This is a genomic window from Phaeobacter sp. JH20_08 (assembly GCF_048056635.1).
GTDB lineage: Bacteria > Pseudomonadota > Alphaproteobacteria > Rhodobacterales > Rhodobacteraceae > Phaeobacter > Phaeobacter bryozoorum.
On sequence record NZ_JAYMVV010000010.1, the window covers coordinates 190,080 to 207,220 of the forward strand.

Genomic DNA, 17,141 nt, shown 5'->3' on the forward strand with positions numbered 1-17,141 from the left:
CGACAATCCCAAGCTGTGAACCCCATAACTCCCGGGTCAGAGATTGCAGCACCGGAGAGATGTGACATGGCACTGAAATATTGGGCGGCGATCTTTGTGCTGGGCATCGGTTGGGGCATGTCCTTCATGTTCAACGCTGTGCTGCTGCGCGAATTGGGGCCGCTGTCGGTTTCGATGGGCCGTGTCGGCTTTGGGGCGCTTGGATGCTGGATCTATGTTTTGGCGGCCCGCAAACGGGTGCCGGAGCAACCGTCGCGCTGGTTGGCTTTGTTTGGCTTCGGCGTATTGAGCTACGCTGCGCCCTTTGCCTTTTACGCACTGGGTCAGCAGCATATTGCCAGCGGCGTGGCCGGGATTCTCAATGCCTTTACCCCGGCGCTAGCAGTTGTTGTGGCGCATTTCTGGCCGGGTGGAGAGCGGGCGACAGTGCTGAAATCAATGGGTGTGATGTTTGGGTTCCTCGGTATTCTGGTGCTGTCGTTGCCGCTTTTGCAAGGGGGGCGGCAGTCCGAGATATGGGCCGTGCTCGTGACGCTTTGTGCGCCGCTGTGCTACGCGTTCTCAGTCAATATTGCCCGGCAGTTTCGCGATATGGATCCGGTGGTCCTGGTTGCCATCGCCCTGACCGGAGCAACAGCCGCGATCGCGCCGCTTGCGATCTGGGCCGAAGGCGTGCCTGTCATCACACGGCTGGAGACCTGGGGTGCGCTGCTGGTGATTGGCTTCATTCTGACCTCCGCCGCCTTTATCCTGTTCTACTGGGTTCTGCCGCGGGTGGGGCCAACCAATATTACCCTGCCCACCTTGATTGCGCCGGTTTCGGCTTTGGTGATGGGGGCCTGGGTGCTTCAGGAACCTCTTAAAATGGAGCATCTGGCGGGCATGGCTGCGATCTTGCTCGGGCTGGTGATGATCGACGGCCGTTTGGTTGGCAAAATCCGGCGCAAACCCGCGCTCTGAGGAAAATCAACCTTTTGGTTGAATATGAGTTTTCAGGGTGAGTTTCACGGGGCCGCTACGAAAAGTCATCCGTGGCCAAGAGGGGCTGTCTTTAATATTTATTATTTTCAATATCTTGCGCGTCCTGCCGCAGTGCAATCTGCGTTGTTGACTCTGGACCTAGGACTCCTTAGCACCGCATCAGAATTCACGTGAGGATGGTGCCCGTGTCACAAGAGCCGGAAAAGCAGCGTTTGGCGCAGCTCGAGGCCAGACTGGCAGAGGCGCGTAAGGCCCATGAGCCCAAGCCGCGTGTGGACGAACATTATTCGACGGCAAGCGATGCCTGGAGAATGGTGATTGAATTGGTGGCCGGTCTGATGATCGGCTTTGGCATCGGGTACGGTTTGGATCTTCTTTTTGGGACCATACCGATCTTTCTGGTGCTGTTCACAATGCTGGGTTTGGCGGCCGGGGTAAAAACAATGATCCGCAGCGCGCAAGAGATCCAGGAAAAGAAACTGGCCGAAATGGCCGAACAAGATGCGCAAGACCGGGATTGATCCCCCGGCGACAGGAGAAACGGGACAATGGGCAAACTAATCTTTGGTGCAGCTTTTCTGCTGGTACTTGCGTCTGGGCTGTTCTTTGCGCCCGCTATTCCGGGGCTCCAGATTCACCCGACTGACCAGTTCCTGGTAAAGCCGCTGGGTGGCGCAGCAGAGCTGAACTTCTACACCCCGACCAACGTGACCCTGTGGATGGGGCTGGCGATTGTCGCAATCTTCGCTCTGATGGTACTGGGATCGTCCAAGCGCGCGATTGTTCCGTCGCGCATTCAGTCGGTTGCTGAACTTGCCTACGGGTTCATCTACAAGATGGTCGAAGACGTCACCGGTAAAGACGGTCTGAAGTTCTTCCCCTACATTATGACCCTGTTCATGTTCATCCTGACCGCGAACATGCTGGGCCTGATCCCCGGCAGCTTCACCACCACCTCGCATTTTGCCGTAACTGCGGTTCTGGCGATGCTGGTTTTTGTGACCGTGACCGTGACCGGCTTTGTGCTGCACGGCACCAAGTTCCTGGGCCTGTTCTGGGTCAGCTCCGCACCGCTGGCGCTGCGCCCGGTGCTCGCGATCATCGAACTGATTTCCTATTTCGTGCGCCCCGTCAGCCATTGCATTCGTCTTGCAGGTAACGTGATGGCTGGTCACGCGGTTTTGAAGGTATTCGCAGGTTTTGCAGGCGCATTGGGCCTGTTCAGCTTCCTGCCGATCTTTGCCATCACCGCGGTCTACGCACTCGAAGTTCTCGTGGCCTTCATTCAGGCATACGTGTTCACCATTCTGACCTGCGTGTACCTGAAGGACGCGCTTCATCCGTCGCATTAAGTCGCGGTTAGGTCTGAACAACAAGATCCTCAACTTCCAATCGTAAGGAGATACACAATGGAAGGCGAACTCGCACACATCGGCGCTGGCCTGGCTGGCATGGGTACTGGTATTGCTGCACTGGGTGTTGGCAATGTTGCTGCTAACTTCCTGGCAGGCGCTCTGCGCAACCCCTCCGCGGCTGCTTCCCAGACCGCAACCCTCTTCATCGGCATCGCATTTGCAGAAGCTCTGGGCATCTTCTCGTTCCTGGTCGCTCTGCTGCTGATGTTCGCCGTCTAAGACCCTTCGGAACCATTTTCCTTACGGCCGGGCGGTGTGGACGACTGCGCCGCCCGGTGTAACGGCAAGTTCCCTAGGAGGACGACATGGCAACTCAGACGCAGGACGCAGGTCACGGTGCCGCAGAGGCTGCCCACGGTTCGGGCGGCATGCCGCAGCTGGACTTCTCGACCTATGCGAACCAGATCTTCTGGCTCGTGGTCACGCTCGTCGTGATCTATTTTATCCTGTCGCGCATCGCGCTGCCCCGCATTGCGGCAGTGTTGGCCGAGCGTCAGGGAACCATTACCAACGACCTCGCCGCGGCTGAAGACCTGAAGGCCAAAGCCGTTGAGGCCGAAACCGCTTACAATCAAGCTCTGGCGGATGCCCGTGCCGAGGCTCAGCGCATCGCTGCTGAGACCCGTGCGGAAATCCAGGCAGATCTGGATGAGGCCATTGCCAAGGCAGACGCACAGATATCGGCCAAAGCAACGGAATCAGAAGCCGTCATCGCCGAGATCAAGGCCGGTGCCATCGCCAGCGTCGAAGCCGTCGCTGTAGATACCGCCGCCGAAATCGTCGCCGCATTTGGTGGCAAGGCAGACGAAAAAGCCGTCGCAGCCGCGGTTGCCGACCGGATGAAAGGATAAGAACATGCGCTCAGTATTGGCTCTTGCTCTGACCTTTGGTGCCACCAGCCCCGCGTTTGCGGCGTCTGGCCCGTTCCTGTCGATGAGCAACACCGACTTTGTCGTGACGCTCGCGTTCCTGCTGTTCGTCGGTATTCTGCTCTATGCCAAGGTGCCCGGTCTGCTGGGGGGTCAGCTTGACGCCCGTGCGGAAGGCATCAAGAAGGACCTCGAAGAGGCCCGTGCCCTGCGTGAAGAAGCCCAGACCATTCTGGCGTCTTACGAACGTAAGCAGCAGGAAGTTCAGGCGCAGGCTGACCGGATCGTTGCTTCGGCACGTGAAGATGCTGCCAAGGCGGCTGAGCAGGCCAAGGCGGATCTGGAAGTCTCGATCGCCCGTCGTATGACGGCTGCCGAGGAGCAGATCAAGGCAGCGCAGGATTCTGCGGTGAAAGAAGTACGCGATCAGGCCATCCTCGTTGCTATCGCGGCGGCGGATGCTGTGATTTCGAAGCAGATGACAGCGACAGAAGCCAACAAGCTGATCGACGCTGCTATCGCTGACGTGGACGCCAAGCTGCACTAACCTGCACTTGTTATCGGCGCGTATTAAAAAACCCGGCTCATGTGGCCGGGTTTTTTGTTCGCCCAGCTGTGGGCTTGGCCATTGGAGTGGGGCGGTTGCTGACCTAAATGGTGGATCGGACACGGGCCGAACGATAGAAGTGAGCCAAGATCCCGAGCCGGAGCTCGGGCCTCCAAGTCCCGAAGGAGACTCACATGCGCGCCCACCCGACGGCCATTGTCAGCCCCAATGCCAAGATTCACCCAAGCGTGGAAATCGGTCCGTTCTCGATCATCCATGACAATGTCGAGATCGGTGAGGGCACAAGCATAGGAAGCAATTGCGAACTCGGCGTTGAAACCCGGCTTGGGGATGGGACGCCGCTGCGGATCTCGGCACGCTCCAACATACGTTCACACAGTGTTTTCTATGAAAGCTCGACTTTTGGAGAGGGGCTGGTGACCGGTCATCGTGTCACCGTCCGTGAACTGACCTCGGCCGGACGCGGTTTCCAGATAGGCACTCTGGGCGATATCCAGGGTCATTGCACCGTTGGTGATTACGTCCGGCTGCACAGCAATGTCCATATCGGCCAAAAGAGCGTCATCGACGATTATGTCTGGATCTTTCCCTATGTTGTGCTGACCAATGACCCCCATCCGCCCAGCGAGGTATTGCTTGGCGCTCGGATCAAGTCATTTGCTGTGATTGCCACGATGACCACTGTCCTCCCCGGGGTGACTGTCGGCGAGGGTGCCCTGGTTGGAGCCTGTAGCGCAGTCACGAGAGATGTTGCAGATCATCGGATCGCGGTTGGGAACCCGGCGGTCGACAGGGGGGATGCGAATAAGGTCCGGCTGAAAGACGGCACCGATCGGCCAGCCTACCCGTGGAAGTCGCATTTCCACCGAGGATACCCCGAAGAGGTCGTGGCCGAATGGCTCGCGTCCTTGCCCGAAGCCTGACCCCGGCCGTGCTGAATGGGGTCGGCGCCTGGCTCAGGATTTGCTGATTTCGTGCTCAAGCCTCTGCTTGGCGATTTCCGCGTTGCGCAGGGTGCGCTGATGGTCGCTGAGCGCCTGTTTCACGTAATCCAGATGGGTTTCGACCGCCGCCCGCGCTGCATCCGGGTCGCGCGCCTGCAAAGCGGCGTTGATGGCGCTGTGCTGCGCGAGCAGGGCCTCGCGCGTGGTGTGCTGTTGGAACATGATCTGGCGGTTGTAGAAGACCCCCTCCCGCAGCAGGTCGAACATCGACCGCATCATATGCAGCATGACGACATTGTGGCTCGCATCCATGATCGCGGAATGGAACTGCGCGTCCAGAGCTGCCGCTTCCTCTGAAGTGGCAGGATCACCGGCCTGTTCCATCTTTTCAAAGATGGTCTGAATGACCTGAAGATCATAGTCGGAGCCGTATTTGGCCGCGCGCTCCGCCGCGAGGCCTTCCATGTCCCGGCGAAAGCTGAGGTAGTCGAAGACGGCCTCATCATGGCTGGCAAAGAGCTGCACCAGGGCAGGCGAAAAGGCTGAGCCGAGCACATCGGCAACAAAAACACCGGCACCGGCCCGCGACGTGAGCAGGCCTCGGCTCTGCAATTCTGCCAGTGCGTCCCGTAGGGATGGCCGCGATACGCCCAGACGCTCCGCCAGTTCGCGTTCCGCAGGCAACCGCTCGCCCGGTGTCAGGATGCCTCGCAGAATGAACTGTTCGATCTGGCGCACCACTGAAGCAGAGAGTTTTTCGGGCTGAACTTTTTGAAAGGGCATGATGATTGCCTTCTGAGGTGCGTTATTGGTCAAAACATATGACCACGCGGCAGGTGCGGCTGCAAGAGGGCGGCATCCATTCGGCAGACAACCTGCGCGTTCCATGCTAGCTGTGAGAGCAAGACCGAAGAATTTGTCACAACCGTCACGGTGATACGCATGTTCGACCCGGCCAGATCCACGGTTCTATTCCGCTCGATTTTTACATTCCTCCTTGTCGTATTACTTGCCGCCTGCGATACCGCAAGCCCGCATTTTCGGGGCCAGACCGTGCAGAGGATTGCCGTGGACGGCAGCGTTTTTGATGTCAGGATGCGCGGTCGGTTGGCAGAAGCCGTTCGCGTCAACCCACAGTATGCGCCGCGGCTTGGACCGATCAGAGGTCGGGCGGCCCGTGCCATGGAATTGGCCAGTGGGTGTAGCGTGGGCTATGTACTGGGCGATCAGGCCGTGCTGGTCGGGCGATTGGACTGCGTAGCCGGTTAAGCGGGAAATAGAAAGTTATCCACAATATATGGTGGCGATATCGCGCTGAGCTAGCGGATTTGGGGGGCGGCCACATTGACAGTGGTGTAACAAACCCATGACACTTGGACCCCAATGAATCACAGGATATCGGCTTGCGCTTCTCGAAACTCAGACTGAATGGCTTCAAGAGCTTTGTGGACCCAACGGATCTGCTGATCGCGGATGGCCTGACTGGGGTTGTCGGACCAAATGGCTGCGGCAAATCGAACCTGCTCGAGGCGCTGCGTTGGGTGATGGGCGAAAACCGCCCGAAGGCCATGCGCGGCGGTGGCATGGAGGACGTGATCTTTGCGGGGACAAGTTCCCGGCCTGCGCGTAACTTTGCTGAGGTCAGCCTGCAAATTGACAATAGCGAGCGGCTTGCGCCGTCCGGGTTCAACGAAAGTGACAATCTGGAAATTCTGCGCCGCATCACCCGTGATGTTGGCAGTGCCTACAAGACCAATGGCAAGGATGTGCGCGCCCGCGACGTGCAGATGCTGTTTGCTGATGCCTCGACCGGCGCACATTCGCCAGCGTTGGTTCGACAGGGACAGATTGCCGAACTGATCAATGCCAAACCGAAGGCCCGGCGGCGTATTCTGGAGGAGGCTGCAGGTATTTCGGGACTCTACCAGAGGCGGCATGAGGCTGAACTGAAGCTCAAGAACACCGAACAGAACCTGCTGCGCGTGGATGACGTGATCGAGCAACTGGCTGCTCAGCTTTCGCAACTGGCCCGTCAGGCCCGACAGGCGCAGCGCTATCGTGATATCGGTGAGCAGCTGCGCCGGGCGGAGGGGATGTTGCTGTATCGCCGCTGGCGCGAGGCCGATGACGCGCGGCTTGAGGCAGAAGATGTCCTACGCGCGCGTGAGACGCAGGCCGCCAAGGCCGAGGCGCTGGCCCGTGTCGCAGATGGGAAGCGACTAGAAGCAGAGGGCGCATTGCCGCCTCTGCGCGAGGAAGAAGCGATCGCAGCGGCGGTCCTGCAACGTCTGTTCGTGCAGCGCGATGCGCTGAGCGATCAAGAGTCACAGGCACGCCAGACAATCGAGACGCTGACCAACCGTGTGGCGCAGTTGGGCCTTGATATCGAACGTGAAAGCGGGCTGAACCGGGATGCCGGCGAGACAATCGAGCGGCTGGACTGGGAACAGCGCGAATTGGCGCGGGCGGCCATTGGCCATGATGACCGCATGGCCGAAGCCGTTGAGCGATCCCGCGAGGCCGGATCTGTTCTTCAGGCGCGCGAAGAGCATCTGACGAGTTTGACCGAAGATGTGGCACGGCTAGCCGCGCGCCACCAGTCCGCGCAGCGCCAGGTTGAGGATTGCCGTCGCGCACTGAGTCGTGCGGAAGAGGAAGGCGGCAGTTCCCGCGAGGCGATGGCGGTCGCCCGCGAAACACTGGCCGAAGCCGAGGCCGCATTTGAAGCGGCAGTCGACGCTGAAGAAGAGGCGCGCGCAGCTGCTGAACTGGCAGATGAAACCCTCGCGGCGGCGGATGAAGCCCGCAATGACACCCAATCGCGAGAAGCAGAGGCCCGTGCTCGCCGCTCCGAAGCCGAAGGAGAGCTGGGTGCGCTGCGTGCTGAGGTGACGGCCCTTGCGAAGCTGGTGGAACGTGACACTGCCGAGGGCGGGCATGTTCTGGATGAAATGCGTGTCGCCGCCGGTTATGAAAAGGCACTCGGGGCGGCGCTGGCAGATGATCTGCGTGCGCCTCTTGCAGAGATCGACGGGCCAAGTGGATGGGTTACCCTGCCGCCTTATGACGGCGATGCGGCTCTGCCTGCGGGCGCTGTGCCGCTGTCTCTGCATGTCAGCTGCCCGGCAGCGCTGCAGCGTCGGATTTCGCAGGTTGGTCTGGTCGACAGTGATGCCGCAAGAGACCTGCATTCTCGCTTGTTGCCGGGGCAGCGTCTTGTGACATTGGAGGGGGATCTGTGGCGCTGGGACGGGTTCCGCGCCTGGGCGGAGGATGCACCCAGTGCTGCAGCGCTGCGTTTGGAGCAGATGAACCGTCTCGAGACGCTGAAACAGGACATGGAGCATGTAGGAGCGCGTGCCGATGGCGCCAGGGCGGCACATGAGGTCCTGATGCGAAAGCTTGAGGAGGTGACCGCCGCTGATCAGGCCGCCCGTCAGGCGCGCCGGGTCGCGGATCAGCGCGTCGCCGATGCCGCGCGTGCGCTGAGCAGGGCCGAAAGCCACCGCAACCTCTCCGAAGGCAAACTTGAAACTCTCAGCATTGCAGTGACCCGCCATGACGAGGATGCAGCGGCGGCAAAGGCGCAGCTGGCTGAGGCTGAGACTGCGGTGGAGGGCCTTGAAGACCTCTCCGAAGCGCGCGCCAAGGTCGAGGATGTAAAGCAAGCGGTCGAAGCCGCGCGGATCACTATGCTGACACATCGGTCAACGCAGGATGAATTGCGTCGCGAAGGCGAGGCTCGGACCGCACGCGGACAGCAGGTGACCAAAGAGCTCTCCGGCTGGCGTCATCGTCTGGACAGCGCCGAGAGGCGCATTGCCGAGCTGACCGAGCGTCGCGCGGCGACAGAAGAAGAGCTGGAAGAGGCCCATGCGGTTCCAGCTGAAATTGCGGAGAGACATGACGAACTGAATGCCGCGATTGAAGAGGCAGAGGCGCGCAAGGCTGCTGCGTCGGACGCGCTGATCGGCGCTGAAACCGTGTTGCGCGATGCTGTACAGGCCGAGCGCGAGTGCGCGCGCCTTGCGTCAGAGGCACGCGAAGCACGAGCCCGCTCCGAAGCGCGTTGCGATGCCGCCCGTGAGGCGGTGGGACATGCGGAGGCGCGGATCCGTGAGGAACAGCAGACCGTGCCGGACGACCTGTTGGCCCGCCTTGATGCCACGCCTGAAGACATGCCCAATGCAGAGGAGCTGGAAGCGGAGGTCAACCGTCACAAGCGCCAGCGCGATGCGCTGGGAGCCGTCAATCTGCGCGCCGAAGAAGACGCCCGTGTGGTGCAGGAAGAGCATGACCAGCTGGTCACCGAGAAAGCCGATCTGGAAGAGGCGGTGAAGACGTTGCGCGCAGGGATCGCCAGCCTCAATCGTGAGGGACGTGAACGGCTTCTGACCGCCTTTGAGGAGGTGAACGCCAGCTTTACCATGCTGTTCACCCATCTGTTCGGCGGCGGCGAGGCCAATCTGGTTATGGTCGAAAGTGACGACCCGCTGGACGCCGGGCTTGAGATCATGTGCCAGCCACCGGGTAAGAAGCTGTCAACGCTCTCACTGTTGTCCGGCGGAGAACAGACTCTGACCGCTATGGCCTTGATTTTTGCGGTGTTTCTGTCGAACCCGGCACCGATCTGTGTGTTGGACGAAGTCGACGCACCTCTGGATGATGCCAATGTCACCCGTTTCTGTGATCTTCTGGATGAGATGTGCCGACAGACCGACACCCGTTTTCTGATCATCACGCACCACGCGGTGACCATGGCGCGGATGGATCGGTTGTTTGGCGTGACCATGCAGGAGAAAGGCGTGAGCCAGCTGGTATCTGTCGATCTCAAGAAGGCCGAATCTCTGGTCGCCTGAACCCTTGTTCAACAAGGCCGCTGGTTCTATCGTCGTCGCGACAATGACAGGATTTGCAATGAAATTTCTTTCTCTACTGACAGCCGCAGCCCTGGTCGCCATTCCTGGTCTGGGGCACGCTGAAAATATCCTTGCGAAGGATGCAACCACGCTTGCAAATTTTTTTGAGACTGAAGGGGTCGATTTTGAGGTCACAACTGACGATGTGGGCGACCCCAAGCTAAAGGTCGACTATTACGGCAATGACTTCTCAATCTATTTCTATGGCTGCGAGAACAATAGGAACTGCGATGCGATACAGTTCTTTTCGGGCTACCAGACGGATGGCGGCGTGCGTGTGGCGAAGATCAACGAATGGAACACGGAGAACCGCTTTGGCCGTGCTTATATCTCGGACGAGGGATCCGCTCGGGTTGAGCTGGACGTCTATCTTGGCAAAAGCGGGATGAACCCGGACGATTTCGCCGAGCTCTTGAGCTACTGGTCCAGGATCATACAGGAATTCGAAGAATTCATTGATTGGTGACCCAGAAGGTTTCGTCACCGAAACGTGACAGATCAGACTCTGAAATACCGCTAGGCTGGCTGCATGAGATACCCCATGTTGCTGGCCTTTTATGTTTTCCTTGCTGCAGTTGCCGGCTTCGGTACCGTGTCGGCCCAAGACGGTGCGATGCGCAGCGGAGATCGACCTTTTGATGCCGAGGCCTTGGCGGCGCTGCCCGGACGTTCCTTTGTCTTTTACGATGATGGCGAGGCGCTGTTCGGCTCGGATGGGGCCTACGCCTACACATATTCTGCGAAGAATGGCGGAGGTACGGCCTGGGGCAGCTACAGCGTCAAGCCGGACGGCCTCATATGCGTAACCTTTGTCAACGGCGCCTCACGCTGCGATCAATATGTGACAAACCGTGACCGCACGGTGGTAATCACCTCCGACGGTCAGAGGTTCCCGGTGCGCTCGATCCGGTGAATATCAGGGGTGCTGCACCAGCTGATCAGAGACGCGACAGCAGCGTTTCGGTCGGCCAGGCGTCGGCTGGTAAGCCCAGGCGCTCCTGCTCTTTTTGCACCGCGATCCGTGTCTTGGCGCCAAGGATGCCATCCACATTGCCGACGTCATGGCCCCGCGCGATGAGTTTGCGCTGAAGCTGTTCCATCTGCTTGGCCACAAGACCTGTATCAGGTGCGCCCGCATCATAGGGGGCGGCTCCTGACAGGCGGGTGGCGAAATATGCCGCCGTCAGCACATAGGTAAAGCTCTGGTTCCACTCGAAATAGACGTCGAAGTTCGGATAGGCCAAGAAAGCAGGCCCTTTGTGACCCTGTGGCAGAATGAGTGCAGCCTTGGTGCCGGTGGCTGCCAGCCGACCGGACCGGGACCGCACGCCCAAAGCCCGCCAATCGCCGACTGTCTGCTTGTGATGAACACCACTCAGGCGGAGGTCCAGATCTTCGGGGATTGTCACCTGCTGCAACCAGGGTTCGCCGGGCCGCCAGCCCAAATGCGACAACATCTTCGCCCCGGACATCAGCGCATCGGGAGCGGAGGTCTTGAGGCTGACGAGGCCGTCACCATCCGCATCGACCCCGTTTTCGAGGATATCGCCGGGCAGCATCTGCACCATTCCGATTTCGCCCGCCCAGGCGCCGGTGGTGCGGCGTGGATCAAAGTTGCCCTGACGAAACAGTTCCAGCGCCGCAAACACCTGCGGGCGGAACAGCTCCGGTCGGCGGCAGTCATGGGATAGGGTTACAAGGGCGTTCAGCGTGTTGAAATCCCCTTGAACGGCGCCATAGTCGGTTTCGAAGGCCCAGAACGCAAGCAGCACGCTGCGATCTATGCCATAGGTCGTCTCGATCCGGCGGAAGGTCGTATCATATTTGCGCGCCATCGCCAGACCCCGGTCCAGCCGGTTTTTGGAAATCAGGCGCCGCGAAAATTCGATGAACGGTTTTTGGAATACACCCTGCGCGCGGTCCGCTTTCAGGACCGACTGATCCTGCCGAACACCTTCGAAGAACCGGTTCACCGTAGCGCTATCATATCCGCCGGTCAGCGCTTCTTCTTTCATCAACTGGACGAAATTGCGAAATCCGCCGCCACATTGTGCTTGGGCCTGAAGAGGGAGCAGGAATGAGACGAGGGCGAGAAGGCTGGGGCGCAACACGGTTGGCGTGTCCTTTTTGAGAGTGCTGCCCCTTGTTAGCTACAATAGCGCGGCAATGGCAACCGTTAGCGCAAGCCCCAGCGCCCAAGACATCCAAAGCAGGCGAACGCAACGGGTGATACTATGGGCACTGGCGCTTTTGGAGCCGACAGCATTGACCCAAGGAAAATCCTGCATTTTTCCATCGTAGGAGCGGGGCCCGGCCAGCGCGACCTGAAGCGCGCGTGCCATCGCAGCCTCGGGCCAGCCTGCATTCGGGGAGCGATGGCGGCCTGCGTCCTGTGCAATTTCGGGCCAGCTTGGCAGCACGCGACCAACGGCTGCGATCATCAACGCTGACAGTCGCGCCGGTATCAGGTTCAGCGCGTCATCCAGCCGTGCAGCTGCCCAACCAAAATTTCTGTGGCGCGGTGTTTTATAGCCAATCATGCTGTCGGCTGTATTGGTGATCTTGTAGATCATCAGCCCGGGCAGGCCACCGACAAGAAACCAGAATGCGGGGGCGATCACCCCGTCGGAGAAATTTTCGGCACCGCTTTCGATGGCTGACCGCGCGATCTGCGGGGTTGTCATGCCGGTGGTATCGCGGCTGACGATCAAAGAAACCGCCGTACGACCCTCTGCGAGATCGTGGCGCAGGCCGTGGGCAACAGCTTCGACGTGTTCGCAAAGCGATCGTTGTGCCAGCAGAACCGCAGCTACCAGAAACTGCATGACCGGCCCAAACAGCGACAGAACCCAGCCAAGCCAGCCTGCCCCAAGAACCAGAAGGACGATGGCCAGAACACCTTTGGCCTTGCGTTGTTTGCCGGTGTTGAGCGACCGGTCGGTAAGCTCAACCGCACGCCCCATCAAAACCGCAGGGTGCGGCAGCCGCGTCCAGAGCCAGCGTGGTTCGCCAAAAACAGCATCCAGCAGCAAGGCCGGTATCAGCAGTTCCGCAGTTGTCACAGAGCCGCCTCAAGCCTCGCCCAGCCATCCCCTGTGGGCAGGCCGAGACGCAGATAGTTTTTTGAATAGGGGAAAATACGCGTCCAGATATGTGCGCGTGCAAGCTGGGTCTGCCAGGCCGCAGCGTCGTCCACATCATATAGGCGGAACAAATCGGTGCCACCGACAATCTGGGCACCCTTGGCGATGAGCATCTGATCCAGGCGCTCGGCATCCTGCCGCAGCCTCAGCCGTGTGGTGGTGGCCCAGTCCTCGTCCCGCAAGGCCTGCGCGCCGATGCGCAAGGCCGGACCAGAGACCGCCCAGGGGCCTTGCCAAGCTGCCAGACCGTCGAGCAGGCAGGGGTCGCCGATAGCAAAGCCAAGCCGCAGGCCCGCGAGGCCCCAGAATTTGCCGAAACTCTTTAGGATGATAACGCCCGGGCGATCTGCAAGATGAATAAGGCTGTCCTCAGGGCAGACATCGCAAAAACTCTCATCAATCACGACCAGCGGGGCCTGTGCATCCTCAGCACTCCACCGGCGTCCGTCGGGATTGTTTGGATGGACCAGAACCCGCGCCTCTGCCGGGCCCCCGGTGACGGTCTGCCACCCGTGAGTGGTAAAGGCAGCGGCATGTTCGTTATAGGTCGGTGGCGTGATCTGCACCCACCGTGGGTCAGCCAAGGCCGGAATGGCGGCAATCAGCGCCGAGGCGCCTGGGGCAGCGAGGATTTTTGCATCTTTCGGCACCTTCCAGAAGGCGCGCGCTGCGGCAACCAGATCGGCCTGTGCTGCCTGGTCGGGCAGGGCACCCCAATCCGCAGATGTCAGGCCAGTGATCGGATATGGCACGGGGTTGATCCCGGTCGAAATATCGACCCAATCTCTGGCTACACCACCATATTCCGAAATAGCGGCACTAAGGTTGCCGCCGTGGTCCCGCTGAGGGACCTCTGTCAGATCCAGCATGCCTGTCATCTTGGGCCTTAACAAATGAACCAGAACCGAGGGCCAAGAAAACCGCTGACCCAATACCGCCGTATGGAGCAGCAATGACGAGAAAGCAACCATAGCCCCATGCAATCAACAATTCGCTAATCTCGGGGAGATTGCGGCGCGGAAAATCTGGCTATGGGTGTGCTTGGCGAATACCCGACAATAGGGACGTAATATCTCGTTTGCCGGAAACCGGCTGTCCGGGAGCAACTGCCGATTCCCGCATCGACGGTTGTGATCGCCGATCACAGCGGCAAGGAACATCCATGGGCGACAATCCGTGAACCACGTGAGGATTGTAGCCCGCGCATTCGGCGTACCACGAATGCGCGGTTGCAGGCAGGCACGGCAGCAACCATGCGACAGTGGCAGGCTGACAGGTCAGTCGCGGCCGTGAGGCGCCATCCAGTCGATCTGCGGGTTGATCGGGATGATCCGATGCGGGTTGATGGTCTCATGGCTGTAATGATAGTGGCGCACGATGTGATCCATTCCGACGGTGCCAGCCACGCCCGGCCATTGATACAGCGCGCGAGTATAGGCCCAGAGATTCGGATAATCGATCAGCCGCCGCCGATTGCATTTGAAATGCAGGTGATAGACCGGATCAAAACGGACAAGGGTGGTGAACAGCCGCCAGTCTGCCTCGGTCAACACGTCGCCAAGCAGGAAACGATGTTCGGACAGGATGTCTTCCAGCCAGTCGAGGGTCTCGAACAGCGGCTCAACAGCGGCGTCATAGGCCTCCTGCGTGGTGGCAAACCCGCATTTGTAAACCCCATTGTTCAGGGTGGAATAGACCCGATTGTTCACGGCTTCGATCGGTTCGCGCAGTTCTTCGGGCCAGTAGTCATCATCATTGTGGCTGATGCCGTCGAAGGCGCTGTTGAACATGCGGATGATGTCGGCGCTTTCATTGGAAACGATGGTATTTTGCGTTTTGTCCCAGAGGATTGGCACGGTGACCCGACCGGAATACTGTGGGTCGGCGCGGGTGTATATCTGGTGGAGATGATCATTCCCGAACAGCGTGTCACCCGTCGCGCCATGGTCGTCCTTGGCAAAACTCCACCCTGAGTTCAGCATATCCGGGTGTACGACCGAAACGCTGATATGATCTGCCAGCCCTTTGAGTTGGCGGAAGATGAGCGCGCGATGCGCCCATGGGCAGGCCAGCGAGACATAGAGATGATAACGCCCGCTCTCCGCGGCAAAGCCTCCTTTGCCGGTTGGCCCGGCCAGACCATCTTTGGTGATCCAGTTTCGAAATTGCGCCTGCGAGCGTTTGAACGCGCCACCGGTTGATGCTGTGTCGTACCATTGGTCGTGCCAGACGCCATCAATCAAGAGGCCCATCACCGTCTCCTGTATGCTGTGAATACATATGTCGAGAGGTAACCTAGGTTGAGCGGGGGCGCGCGCCCATCGCAGTTTACGCGCATCATCCCTGCGCCAGTGCACAGCTGCGACAAGGGGCGTATCCAGCCTGCAACGCGCAGATCAAAAGTGGTGCTGCGCGCAAGATGTGGAAATGACTCAAAAAGTTCACTTGATTTTATCCTTTCCAAGTTCACACTTGTGGTGAACCGGGCAAAACGCCCGCTCGCGCTGGAACAATTATCGCCATGCGATGACGCCAGCGTTTGCCAGATCGAAAGGTCACTGCGATGACGACATTTGTTCCGAAGTCTGTGCTGGACGCGCTGGATGCCGCGCGGCTGGATGGAATGAAACGCAAGAGCCGCCTGCGCGTGGCTGTAGACGATCACATGTTTCCGGTCTTGCGCATGTGGAAAGACGGCTTTTCGATCGAGGCAGCAGATGCACCGCAGCTGCGGGGCCTGGTTGATCTGTTTGACGGCAGTCGGCATCTGTCCCAATGCCTGATCGTTGCCTCTGATGAGGAGGGCGGCGAAATGCGGTATGAGTTCAAACGCGCAACACCGGCCTCGGACAAGGCACCATTGGATTTCTACCGTGCTCCGGACGCGCCGGTGGGGCTGATTGCACAGGATGACCTGCGGCTCTGAGCCGGGCGAATTTGCTTGGGTATATTGATATTTGATTGGAAAACGGGGGCCTTAAATAGAGCCCCCGTTTTTTCTCCTCGGTCTCGCGTATCTGAGCGAGACCGATTTTCCACCCGGAATTATTGAAGGTCGGCGAATGCCCTGCGCAGACGCTCGCAGGCCTCTTCGACCCGTGCGCGCTGGGTGCCTAGGTTGAACCGCAGGAAGCTGCCGCCACCAGTTCCAAAACTGGGCCCGTGGTTGGCCGCAATCTTCGCGTCGTTTTCAACCCGTGTGGTGAACTCCTCGCGGCTCATGCCAGTGCCGGAGAAATCGACCCAGGCCAGATAGGTCGCTTCCAGCCGGGTTGAATGTAGACCGGGGATCTCGTTCACGGCGGCATCGAAGATCTGCCGGTTGCGGTCCAGATAGGGCACCAGTTCATCCACCCAGGCGGCGCCTTCCGGAGAGTAGGCGGCAGCCGTTGCCCATTGGCCGGGAGAGTTCGGCGACAACGCCAGCGCCAGCATCCGGCGGGAGAATTTTGCGCGCAGATCGGGATCGGGAATGATGACCTGACCGGTGTGCATACCGGCGAAGTTGAACGTCTTGGACGGCGCGGTCAGCATCAACAGGCGATCGGTGATATCCGGTGCCGCGTTTTGCATCGGGATATGAGTTGCACCGTCGAATACCAGATCGTGATGAATTTCATCGGAGAGCAGGATCAGATCGTGCCGCTTGGCAAAATCGGCAACGCCGCGCAGTTCATCCTGGGTCCAGACACGGCCGACCGGGTTATGGGGAGAGCAGAGGATGACCATCTTTTCCGAACCGGTCATCTGCGCATCATAGGCCGCAAAATCCATTTCGTAGCGCCCATCGTTGACGGCAAGTTCGCATTCGACCACCTCACGTCCGGCGTTGCGAATAACCTTGGCGAAGGCGTGATAGACCGGCGTGAACAGCACAATGCCGTCACCCGTTTGCGTATAGGTATCCAGACACATACCGACGCCGTTCACTAGACCGGTTGTCGTGAAAATCGCGTCGGGGTCGACCGACCAACCATGACGGTTCTGCATCCACCAGCAGATTGCGGACCGGTAGGGGCTGTCGCAGTTCACATAGCCATAGACACCATGGTCGGCCATTTCCCGCATCTTGTCGGTCACGACCGATGGCACTGCGAAATCCATATCGGCAACCCACATCGACAGACCTTTGTCTCGTGGCACGCCATAGAGATCCTCCATCATGTCCCATTTGATGCAATGTGTATTCCGGCGGTCAATGATCTTGTCAAAATCCATGTCTGAACTCCCGTTGTTCAGGGGCGAAGCTAACGGCAATCCAGCGACACGCAAGGGGGCCGTTGCAGGGCGGGCGTCAATGGC

Annotated in this window: 18 protein-coding genes; 12 read left to right on the forward strand and 6 right to left on the reverse strand. The window is 59.4% G+C overall.

What is annotated here, in order from left to right; all coding sequences use genetic code 11:
* Nucleotides 1-66: 66 nt before the first annotated feature.
* The 7 genes from VWY75_RS10240 (at nt 67) to VWY75_RS10270 (ending at nt 4,756) form a co-directional block, all read left to right on the forward strand.
* Entirely contained in the window at nt 67-960 is an 894-nt protein-coding gene (locus VWY75_RS10240) for a DMT family transporter (RefSeq protein WP_416538326.1), read from the forward strand.
* A 197-nt stretch (nt 961-1,157) separates the two neighbouring features.
* Nucleotides 1,158-1,502, forward strand: a complete 345-nt coding sequence (locus tag VWY75_RS10245; protein ID WP_416538351.1) for an AtpZ/AtpI family protein — start codon at nt 1,158-1,160, stop codon at nt 1,500-1,502.
* Between the two features lie 27 nt (nt 1,503-1,529).
* Nucleotides 1,530-2,333 (forward strand): F0F1 ATP synthase subunit A, encoded by an 804-nt coding sequence (locus tag VWY75_RS10250; RefSeq protein ID WP_340546514.1) that lies wholly within the window; start codon nt 1,530-1,532, stop codon nt 2,331-2,333.
* Nucleotides 2,334-2,390: 57 nt separating this feature from the next.
* Nucleotides 2,391-2,615: a F0F1 ATP synthase subunit C gene (locus VWY75_RS10255; protein ID WP_008562443.1), complete on the forward strand. Its 225-nt coding sequence runs from the start codon at nt 2,391-2,393 to the stop codon at nt 2,613-2,615.
* 86 nt (nt 2,616-2,701) lie between these two features.
* On the forward strand, nt 2,702-3,247 hold the full coding sequence (locus tag VWY75_RS10260) for a F0F1 ATP synthase subunit B' (protein WP_260112726.1): 546 nt from the start codon (nt 2,702-2,704) through the stop codon (nt 3,245-3,247).
* Between the two features lie 4 nt (nt 3,248-3,251).
* Nucleotides 3,252-3,812, forward strand: a complete 561-nt coding sequence (locus VWY75_RS10265; RefSeq protein ID WP_260082157.1) for a F0F1 ATP synthase subunit B — start codon at nt 3,252-3,254, stop codon at nt 3,810-3,812.
* Nucleotides 3,813-4,006: 194 nt separating this feature from the next.
* Entirely contained in the window at nt 4,007-4,756 is a 750-nt protein-coding gene (locus VWY75_RS10270; protein WP_416538327.1) for an N-acetyltransferase, read from the forward strand.
* 33 nt (nt 4,757-4,789) lie between these two features.
* Here the strand turns inward: VWY75_RS10270 and VWY75_RS10275 are convergent, their stop codons facing one another.
* The gene (locus tag VWY75_RS10275; RefSeq protein WP_340546517.1) at nt 4,790-5,560 is read right to left on the reverse strand and encodes a FadR/GntR family transcriptional regulator; all 771 of its coding nucleotides are present in this window, start codon (nt 5,558-5,560) and stop codon (nt 4,790-4,792) included.
* 159 nt (nt 5,561-5,719) lie between these two features.
* Between VWY75_RS10275 and VWY75_RS10280 the strand changes: the two genes are divergently transcribed.
* The 4 genes from VWY75_RS10280 to VWY75_RS10295 all read left to right on the forward strand — a co-directional run bounded on the left by VWY75_RS10280 (nt 5,720) and on the right by VWY75_RS10295 (nt 10,609).
* Nucleotides 5,720-6,046, forward strand: a complete 327-nt coding sequence (locus VWY75_RS10280; protein WP_416538328.1) for a hypothetical protein — start codon at nt 5,720-5,722, stop codon at nt 6,044-6,046.
* A 134-nt stretch (nt 6,047-6,180) separates the two neighbouring features.
* Nucleotides 6,181-9,636 (forward strand): chromosome segregation SMC family protein, encoded by a 3,456-nt coding sequence (locus VWY75_RS10285; RefSeq protein WP_416538329.1) that lies wholly within the window; start codon nt 6,181-6,183, stop codon nt 9,634-9,636.
* Between the two features lie 58 nt (nt 9,637-9,694).
* Entirely contained in the window at nt 9,695-10,162 is a 468-nt protein-coding gene (locus tag VWY75_RS10290; RefSeq protein ID WP_416534658.1) for a YbjN domain-containing protein, read from the forward strand.
* Between the two features lie 75 nt (nt 10,163-10,237).
* Nucleotides 10,238-10,609 carry a hypothetical protein gene (locus VWY75_RS10295; RefSeq protein ID WP_340546520.1) on the forward strand — a complete coding sequence of 124 codons (372 nt, stop codon included), beginning with the start codon at nt 10,238-10,240 and terminating at the stop codon, nt 10,607-10,609.
* A 25-nt stretch (nt 10,610-10,634) separates the two neighbouring features.
* Here VWY75_RS10295 and VWY75_RS10300 read toward each other — a convergent pair whose 3' ends face one another.
* The 4 genes from VWY75_RS10300 to VWY75_RS10315 form a co-directional block, all read right to left on the reverse strand.
* The gene (locus VWY75_RS10300; protein WP_340546521.1) at nt 10,635-11,807 is read right to left on the reverse strand and encodes a lytic murein transglycosylase; all 1,173 of its coding nucleotides are present in this window, start codon (nt 11,805-11,807) and stop codon (nt 10,635-10,637) included.
* 39 nt (nt 11,808-11,846) lie between these two features.
* Nucleotides 11,847-12,758 (reverse strand): adenosylcobinamide-phosphate synthase CbiB, encoded by a 912-nt coding sequence (cbiB, locus tag VWY75_RS10305; RefSeq protein WP_416538330.1) that lies wholly within the window; start codon nt 12,756-12,758, stop codon nt 11,847-11,849.
* A complete protein-coding gene (locus VWY75_RS10310; RefSeq protein WP_416538331.1) occupies nt 12,755-13,708 on the reverse strand; it encodes a threonine-phosphate decarboxylase in 954 nt (317 codons plus the stop codon). The genes cbiB and VWY75_RS10310 overlap by 4 nt, the downstream gene beginning before the upstream one ends.
* Nucleotides 13,709-14,116: 408 nt before the next feature.
* On the reverse strand, nt 14,117-15,091 hold the full coding sequence (locus VWY75_RS10315) for a glutathione S-transferase family protein (RefSeq protein ID WP_416534655.1): 975 nt from the start codon (nt 15,089-15,091) through the stop codon (nt 14,117-14,119).
* Nucleotides 15,092-15,402: 311 nt separating this feature from the next.
* Between VWY75_RS10315 and VWY75_RS10320 the strand changes: the two genes are divergently transcribed.
* On the forward strand, nt 15,403-15,765 hold the full coding sequence (locus VWY75_RS10320) for a hypothetical protein (protein WP_340546525.1): 363 nt from the start codon (nt 15,403-15,405) through the stop codon (nt 15,763-15,765).
* A gap of 119 nt (nt 15,766-15,884) precedes the next feature.
* On the opposite strand, the gene VWY75_RS10325 is transcribed toward VWY75_RS10320, so the two are convergent.
* Nucleotides 15,885-17,057 (reverse strand): MalY/PatB family protein, encoded by a 1,173-nt coding sequence (locus VWY75_RS10325; RefSeq protein WP_416538332.1) that lies wholly within the window; start codon nt 17,055-17,057, stop codon nt 15,885-15,887.
* Nucleotides 17,058-17,141: the final 84 nt, after the last annotated feature.

What these genes read in the sequence shown, in the direction of transcription:
- VWY75_RS10310 (WP_416538331.1), bottom strand. Translation starts at nt 13,708, where the DNA reads ATGCTGGATCTGACAGAGGTCCCTCAGCGGGACCACGGCGGCAACCTT.
- VWY75_RS10260 (WP_260112726.1), top strand. Translation starts at nt 2,702, where the DNA reads ATGGCAACTCAGACGCAGGACGCAGGTCACGGTGCCGCAGAGGCTGCC.
- VWY75_RS10255 (WP_008562443.1), top strand. Translation starts at nt 2,391, where the DNA reads ATGGAAGGCGAACTCGCACACATCGGCGCTGGCCTGGCTGGCATGGGT.
- VWY75_RS10315 (WP_416534655.1), bottom strand. Translation starts at nt 15,091, where the DNA reads ATGGGCCTCTTGATTGATGGCGTCTGGCACGACCAATGGTACGACACA.
- VWY75_RS10250 (WP_340546514.1), top strand. Translation starts at nt 1,530, where the DNA reads ATGGGCAAACTAATCTTTGGTGCAGCTTTTCTGCTGGTACTTGCGTCT.
- VWY75_RS10270 (WP_416538327.1), top strand. Translation starts at nt 4,007, where the DNA reads ATGCGCGCCCACCCGACGGCCATTGTCAGCCCCAATGCCAAGATTCAC.
- VWY75_RS10245 (WP_416538351.1), top strand. Translation starts at nt 1,158, where the DNA reads ATGGTGCCCGTGTCACAAGAGCCGGAAAAGCAGCGTTTGGCGCAGCTC.
- VWY75_RS10320 (WP_340546525.1), top strand. Translation starts at nt 15,403, where the DNA reads ATGACGACATTTGTTCCGAAGTCTGTGCTGGACGCGCTGGATGCCGCG.
- VWY75_RS10275 (WP_340546517.1), bottom strand. Translation starts at nt 5,560, where the DNA reads ATGCCCTTTCAAAAAGTTCAGCCCGAAAAACTCTCTGCTTCAGTGGTG.
- VWY75_RS10240 (WP_416538326.1), top strand. Translation starts at nt 67, where the DNA reads ATGGCACTGAAATATTGGGCGGCGATCTTTGTGCTGGGCATCGGTTGG.
- VWY75_RS10295 (WP_340546520.1), top strand. Translation starts at nt 10,238, where the DNA reads ATGTTGCTGGCCTTTTATGTTTTCCTTGCTGCAGTTGCCGGCTTCGGT.
- VWY75_RS10280 (WP_416538328.1), top strand. Translation starts at nt 5,720, where the DNA reads ATGTTCGACCCGGCCAGATCCACGGTTCTATTCCGCTCGATTTTTACA.
- VWY75_RS10265 (WP_260082157.1), top strand. Translation starts at nt 3,252, where the DNA reads ATGCGCTCAGTATTGGCTCTTGCTCTGACCTTTGGTGCCACCAGCCCC.
- VWY75_RS10290 (WP_416534658.1), top strand. Translation starts at nt 9,695, where the DNA reads ATGAAATTTCTTTCTCTACTGACAGCCGCAGCCCTGGTCGCCATTCCT.
- VWY75_RS10325 (WP_416538332.1), bottom strand. Translation starts at nt 17,057, where the DNA reads ATGGATTTTGACAAGATCATTGACCGCCGGAATACACATTGCATCAAA.